The following is a 7,097-nucleotide window of genomic DNA, read 5'->3' on the forward strand; positions in this document are numbered from 1 at the left end:
TCAAGGGCCTCATCGACGATGTCAGCGTGCATGCCGCCGACTTGTCGTCGGCATCCGTCGTGAACGAATACTGCGCGGTGCAAACCCTCTCGGAAACGAATCCCTTGCCTCTGATTTGCAATCCCTGATAGCTGTTAACTAGTAGCAACATTTTTTAGCTGCTTCCGATAGTTACCGCGAGGAGGTTGCCATGATTCGGACAATGGCACTCAGCCATGCCTTAGGGGCGATGGCCTTGACCGCATGTTCATTCGAGCACGGCATCTTATCGTCGTGGGATGCCAGCGTCCCGGACGGACCCGCGTCGGCTCCAGGGCCTTCGATCCTGCGTCCGGCCATGGGCCAGGTCCTGCCGCCAACGCGCGCCTTTTGCCTTTGGCAGGACGCGGAAGCGGCCGCGGGACGCCCCGTCAAGGACTACGAGACCTGCTCGACGACGGCGGGAATGGACTCGATCGACTCGGCCTCCGAATGCCCCGGTAGCCTGACGGTCTCGATCCCGCATCGGATCATCGACCCCCTTACGGCCGGAACCTCTTATCTCTGGAAGGTCCGCGCCCGCTTCGACGACGGCCAGGTCTCCGAATGGAGCGCCATCCAGACCTACGCGACGGACGACTCCCTCATCGCCTGGTGGCGATTCAACGGGAACGCCTCCGATTCCGGCACGATGGGGATCAACGGCGCCCTGCGCAACGGGGCCGGCTTTGCCCCCGGCCTCGACGCCCAGTCGCTTCAGGTTGACGGCAGCAACGATTACGCCGACATGGGGAACGCCGCCGCCCTCCATCTTCCGGGCCCCCTCACCATTTCGGCCTGGGTCAACGGCGACGGGCTTCCCTCGACCTCCGACACCGGCATTCTGAACCTCGGCACCCTCAACTACGCCCTGACCTACCACACCGACGGGGCCGTCTATTATTACATCGGAGATGGCGGCAACAACTTATCCGCGCCCATGAGCCCCAACGCCTGGCATCAGGCCGTGGGGGTTTTTGACGGTACGACCAATGCGGGCGGCATGAAGCTCTACCTTGATAATGCCTTGGTCGGGACCCGGGCCTCGGGCCTAGCCACGACCGGCGCGACGGGGGCCCTGTGGATCGGCCGATATGACATGAGCTACTTTCGAGGACTGATCGACAACGTGACCATCTACAACCGGGCACTCACCGACGCGGATGTCCTGAACGAATATTGCGCCGCCCAGGCCGCCGGGGGAGTTGATCCCTTGCCCGCGTCGTGCCAACCCTAAGGGATGTCCCAGGCCGCCGCCGCCTTCCGGCACCGCGATTTTCGGTTTTATCTTTCCGCCCGGTTCTTTTCCCTCATCGCCCACACGATGATGACGGTCGCCGTCTCGCAGGCGGTTTACGAGATGACGCACAATCCGCTCCACTTAGGCTACATCGGGCTGTCGCTCTTTTTGCCCAAGTTCCTGTTCACGCTGCCGGCGGGGCACGCCGCCGACCGGATCGACCGGCGCAAGATCATGATGGCGAGCCGCATCGCAACCTCCGTTCTCACGCTGGCCTTCATCCTCTATTTCCGGGCGGGCCACGCGCCCCTCTGGCTCCTCTATGTCCTGACGTTCTTTATGGGCATCGCCCAGACCTTCGACGGGCCGGCGTCCCAAGCCATCGTCACGCAGATCGTGCCGTCTCAAGACTTCGAAAACGCCGTCACGTGGAACTCTGCCAACTTTCAGACCGCCTTCATTTTGGGGCCGGCGCTCGGCGGCCTTCTGTATACCGCGTTCGGAGCGGCCGCCTGGGTCCTCTGCGTGGTGGCCGCATTCAGGGTTTTTTCCGTTTTTCTCGTCCTTCCGCTCGCGCCGCGGACCGACCATATCGAGACATCGGACGTGACGTGGAGTCAGGCCGTCGCCGGCCTGCGGTATGTCTTTCAGCACCGCATTATCTTAGGCGCCATCTCCCTCGACCTCTTCGCCGTCCTCTTCGGCGGGGCGGTCGCCCTCATGCCGGTTTTTGCCAACGACATCCTCAAGGTGGGCCCGACGGGCTTAGGTCTCCTTCGCGCGGCCCCGTTCGCGGGTTCGGTCCTCACGGCGATTGCGCTCACGCGGTTACCACCGATCCGCCGGGGCGGACGGGCCCTGTTCGGGGCGGTCGCCGTCTTCGGGATCGCCACGATCCTTTTTGGAATCTCCCAAAACTTCTATTTCTCGATCCTCTGTCTCGCCGTCCTGGGCGCCGCAGATATGGTCAGCGTCGTGATCCGCCACGTCCTGGTCCAGGTCCAGACGCCGCCGTCGATGCGCGGCCGCGTGAGCGCGGTGAATCTCATCTTCATCGGGGCCTCGAACGAACTGGGAGAATTTGAGTCGGGCGTTACCGCATCCTGGTGGGGCACCGTGCCCGCCACCGTCATCGGAGGGTTGGGGACTTTGGCGGTCGTGGCGTTCTACGCCTGGAGATTTCCGGAAATTCGCGACTATGATCGTAAGTCTCCGCCATCTATCCGATCGGAATGCTGATGGCGGGGACGTTGTTCGGCACCTTCGTCGGACGCCCGCGGTGGTATTCGTATTCCTCCTGCGAGGCGTCCAGTCCCGCCAACACCGCGAAGGCCCGGGCCTGGCCGCCCATCTTGAGCTGAAGGAAGAGTTCGGGCAGAAGGTGCATGCCCGCGATCTCGTAGAGATCGTTGAAGCGTTTGAGCTCCACCGCGGACGTGCCGGCCTGGACTTCCTTCTCAAATTGCTGGCGGCGGGGGGCATACTCCTTCTGCAGGAGCGTCAGAATACCTTCGATTTGGGCCCTGGCTGCCGACTCGCCGACTCCTTCCTCGTCCATTTTCATGAAATGCACGAGCGATTCGAGGAACGGTATGTAATGCTCGCATTCATTGAACATCTGGACGGTCGAGACGACCGTAAAATTATCGAACAGCGCCTGCACGGGCGAGAAGACGCGCTTCCATCCCTTCCGCAAGGCCCTGAGTCCGAATAAGCCGAGGCACTCGCCCAGATGCTTCAGGCGGCGGACGGCGAATCCCCGGATGTGGCGACGTTTGAGGTCGTTCACCGTCTCCTTGGCCCTTTGGTAACCGTGACGACCCTTAAACCATTTGAGCCTCTCCTCGACCTCGGAGGTGTGCCCTTCCTTCAAGTCCTCGCGGTCGAGCCCCTGGTATTCCAGGTCGATCCTCAGAACCGGCCGGCCCTGCGCGTCCTTCTCGACCTTCATGGTCTCGATGACCAGGGCGCGCGCGTCCTGAAACATTTTCGAGTCCCCGTTCTGCGAGGGATGATAGTCGACGAGAGACGGCACGATGATCTCCATCAGGCCGCTTGCGCGCTTGAGCCCCAACTTTTCGGTCAAGTTGGTCAGCTCCCTCTCGTGCGAATGACCTCCCGAAAAGAGGACGACCTCCTCGCGGCTCAAGAGCCCACGAAGCAGCTCACGCGCCTCGCAGGACGTCGCGCCCTTGAGGATGCGAATGCTGGAAAAATGCGAGCTCAGCTTGAACCGGGCGTTCGGGTTTTCTTTCAACTTCTCCTCGATGAACGCCTCGACGAGCCTCACCTGAAGGGCGGACACTCCGGGGATGACGGCGAGGGGGTTGCCGTTGTCCAGGCTGTCCATGCTGATCGTGTAGACCGGCACCTCGGTTCCGCTCTCCAGTCGAAAGCGCGCCTCCTCGGTCGCCTGGACGTAGAAGGGTGTCACCTTGGTCTTTCGGTCCGGGATGTCTTGGTCCGCGACCTCGAAATTCACCATGGACTCCCAATAACGCGCCCGCCCGTCCGAGTCCGGCGTCGGCTTCCAAAAGGCCTCCACGATCTGCCGGTGATTCGAGGGTTTGAGGAGGACAGGCGGCGTCCCGTCGGAGAAAATCGCGGCCTTGCCCGTGACCGCGGCGACGGATCGGTTGATCCGTTCGATGGGCGCCGCATTCGCGTGATGCCTGTGAAGGATCCGGTGCATCCCCCGGAAGGTCTCCCGGGGCGTGAGCACGTTGCCTTCATTGCTGCAGGACTGGCAGACGTCCTTCTTCAACGGGTCCCGGCCTTTCATCACGCGGACGAGAAAACGGTAGGCCCGGCTTAAGAGGTTCACGACGCCGTAAGCGTTGGAGCTCGAATGATTGCCTCGGTCGTAGCCTTCGACGGGCACAGGGTGCCGATCGAGCACCTTTTCAAAGTGGGTCAGCTCGCTCTTGCAGGGCGTATCGGGCACGTCGCCCAGGACTTGCATGCTCCGGGCGTCGTGATTCTCACGGACGTGGTTGAGGAGCGTGTCGACAAAGAGGGGGGCGGTGGACGTACTGATGAGATTTCGGTCGGCGGAGGGGACCATCCGGTCGATCAGGGGATTGTCCACGGCCGATCGAGGCCCCAAGTGCTCGAACTGCGGGTCGGCCACGTAGAGCGTCGTGTGCGTCTGGCCCAGGGCGAGGGCCGAGGCGATCGGGGGGAAGGCGGCGGGAGAAAGAGTCGTCATGACGCGTCAAGAACCTCCCCGCCTGTCTCGGAAAAGCCGCCCGTAAGTTGCTAGCCTAATTTCCGCCCGAGGCCGCGGACTGGGAGGAAACGCCGGGGAGAGGGATCTCGATCGGGGGGACTTGATTGGGTACCCGCGTCGGTTTGGCCCTGAAAAAGAGAAACCGGCGCGATTGAAACTCCTCCTTCGAGGCCTGGATGCTGGCCAGGATCGCAAAGGCCCGGGCCTCGCTGCCGACCTTGAGCCGCATCAGCAGGTCCGCGATCCGGTGCGCCCGGGTGCGGAGGAACAGATCGTTATAGACCTTGAGGTCCGACGGCCGGCGGCCGCTCGCCAGCGCCGCCTCGAACTCGTTTTGGCGGACATAGGCGTTCTCCAGAAGGGCGGTGCGGATCCCCAGAAGCTGCGCGCGGACGGCCAATTGCCCTGGCTCGTCCTTTTCTCCGATGAATTTGGCCACGGACTCCAAGAAGGGAACGAGGTGGCGCGCCTCGTTGAACATGTTGACCGTGGAAGCGACCGTGAAGTTGTCGATGAGGTACTGGACGACGGAAAGGTCTCTCCAATACTTGCGCCAGGCCTTCCCCCTCAAAAGGCTGAGCTGAAAGAATCCGTGCCAGATGAATTCCGCGAAGCGTTTCGCGTGGCTGTAGGCCCATCCAAGGATGTGTTGGTACCGGAGCTTCTTCACCGTCTCCCGCGCGCGGTTGTAACCGTGGTTTTTCCCGAATTCCTTGAGAGCGGCCTCCACGCGGGGCGTGCGGCCCGCCTGGATGTCCTTGGCGTCGAGGCCGCGGTATTCGAGGTCAATCACGAGACGGCGGCCCTTCTGCGGGTCCTCCAGGAATCGGAGCTTCTCCACGACGAGGGCGCGGGCGTCATGATATTCCCCGTTATGCCTCAGTTGGTTGGGATGGTAGTCGATGAGCGAGGGTACGTTGATCTCGGTGAGCGGTGATTTCCGGCCGAGCTTGAGGTCTCGATTCAAGTCCGTCACCTTGCGCGAGTGCGTGTGGCCGTAAGAGAAGAGGACGACCTCCTCCCGCGCGAGAAGCCTTCGAAAGGCCTCCCGGGCTTTCTTGCTGCGGCGCCGGCGCCACGGCATGTACCAAGGCACGTCCACCAAATCCTTAGCCGAAAAATGGCTGCTGATCTTGAAACGGGCACGCGGATTCTCACGGAGCATCCGCTCCATGAAGGTCTCGAGCAAGCGGACTTGAAACTCCGAAACGCCCGCTCCGAGCGCTGCGACGAGGTTGTTGTGGTCCAAGTTGTCCAGGCTTAAGGTGTAGACGGGATGCTCCGTGCCGTCGTCGGCGCGGAATCGGGCGGTCTCCGACGCCTGAAGATAGATGGGATTGACCTTTGTGCCCCGCATCTTCTGCTTCGCGTCCGCGATGTCGTAGTTGACGATGCATTCCCAGAACCGCGTCTCGCGAGTGAGACCCGTTTGAGTGCCCTTAGTCGGCTTCCAGAACGTTTGGAAATTCCTCTCCAGATTTTCGGGGGTGAACGGCACATGCTCTTCGGGCTGATCGTTGTGCGGCAAGAGCTGATAGCCCTCATAATCGGCCTCGTGCACGGCGGTCGTTAGCCTCTTGGGTCCGGGTTTGTCATCACGGCAACCGGTCACGATCCGGTGCATGGCCTCCATCGTCGCCTGCTGGGTGAGGATGTCGCCAGGCTCTTCGGCCGCCCCCTCCAACTGGTCGTCCAGATGAAAACGGAGAAAGCACGCGTCCTGCCTTTTCGCGTACCACGGGCTGGCGAGGTTGATGACGCCGAAGATATTTCCGCTGGAATGGTTGCCCCGCGTGTACCCCTCCACGGGAACATCGTGCCGGTTTAAGATGGTCTCTAGCCTCTTGACCTCGCTTCGGAGGGGCGTGTCTCCGATGTCTCCCTTCACTTCGATCGCCTGGGCGTGATTCTTGTAATCCTGCTTCACGTGGTGCAGGAGCTCGTCCACCCAGAGGGGTGCGGTCTGGGTAAGGATGACGTTGCGGTCCGCCGGTTCCAGGAACCACTTGATCAATGGATTGTGCGTGAATCCCCGTGCGCCAAGATATTCGAACTGCGTATCCGAGATGTAATACGTGACGAGGGTCGCGTTTGGGTGAAGGACGCGGCCACCGATACTGGTGGCGTCGTTCGCGGGACCTATGGGCGGCACAAAACCGGCACCGGTGCCCCCTGCGAGGTCTATTTGGATTGCGCTGGAGACGGCGGATACGGCGAGGATGGAAGCGTTGGAACCCGACATGGCAGCCTCCCTTGCTTCAGGAGGGCCGTCCCCCCGGGCGGCTCTTCTTATCTGTTGGAACTGGAGGCCTTATACACCCTGTGGATAAGTGGAGCAAAGAACGGAATGATACAAAGACAAAAAATTCTCTTATTTTTTGATGCCTTGCGTCACTTTGAGTGGAAATATATGGTCATCGAGAGGTGAGTTTGGGATTGCAGAAAGAAGAGACTCTCTATAAAACCGCGGCCTTAACTTTGCTCCCATCGCACCGCTTCGCGGTACGGGGAGCGGCGTTGGATTTTTCTGAGGATGCTCCCATCGTCTAGTGGCCTAGGACGGTGCCCTCTCACGGCATAAACACCGGTTCGAATCCGGTTGGGAGCACA

At 61.4% G+C, this 7,097-nt stretch carries 4 protein-coding genes and 1 tRNA gene; 3 read left to right on the forward strand and 2 right to left on the reverse strand.

The window, feature by feature from the left end:
• Positions 1-190 precede the first annotated feature (190 nt).
• The gene (locus VLJ37_00095) at positions 191-1,255 is read left to right on the forward strand and encodes a LamG domain-containing protein (protein ID HSA58073.1); all 1,065 of its coding nucleotides are present in this window, start codon (positions 191-193) and stop codon (positions 1,253-1,255) included.
• 3 nt (positions 1,256-1,258) lie between these two features.
• Positions 1,259-2,497: an MFS transporter gene (locus VLJ37_00100; GenBank protein HSA58074.1), complete on the forward strand. Its 1,239-nt coding sequence runs from the start codon at positions 1,259-1,261 to the stop codon at positions 2,495-2,497.
• On the opposite strand, the gene VLJ37_00105 is transcribed toward VLJ37_00100, so the two are convergent.
• Entirely contained in the window at positions 2,478-4,466 is a 1,989-nt protein-coding gene (locus VLJ37_00105; protein HSA58075.1) for a hypothetical protein, read from the reverse strand. The two genes, VLJ37_00100 and VLJ37_00105, sit on opposite strands and share 20 nt — an antisense overlap.
• Positions 4,467-4,521: 55 nt before the next feature.
• The gene (locus VLJ37_00110) at positions 4,522-6,729 is read right to left on the reverse strand and encodes a hypothetical protein (protein HSA58076.1); all 2,208 of its coding nucleotides are present in this window, start codon (positions 6,727-6,729) and stop codon (positions 4,522-4,524) included.
• Between the two features lie 293 nt (positions 6,730-7,022).
• Between VLJ37_00110 and VLJ37_00115 the strand changes: the two genes are divergently transcribed.
• Positions 7,023-7,095, forward strand: a tRNA-Glu gene (locus tag VLJ37_00115).
• Positions 7,096-7,097: the final 2 nt, after the last annotated feature.

Source organism: bacterium (genome assembly GCA_035454885.1).
Taxonomy (GTDB): Bacteria; UBA10199; UBA10199; order JACPAL01.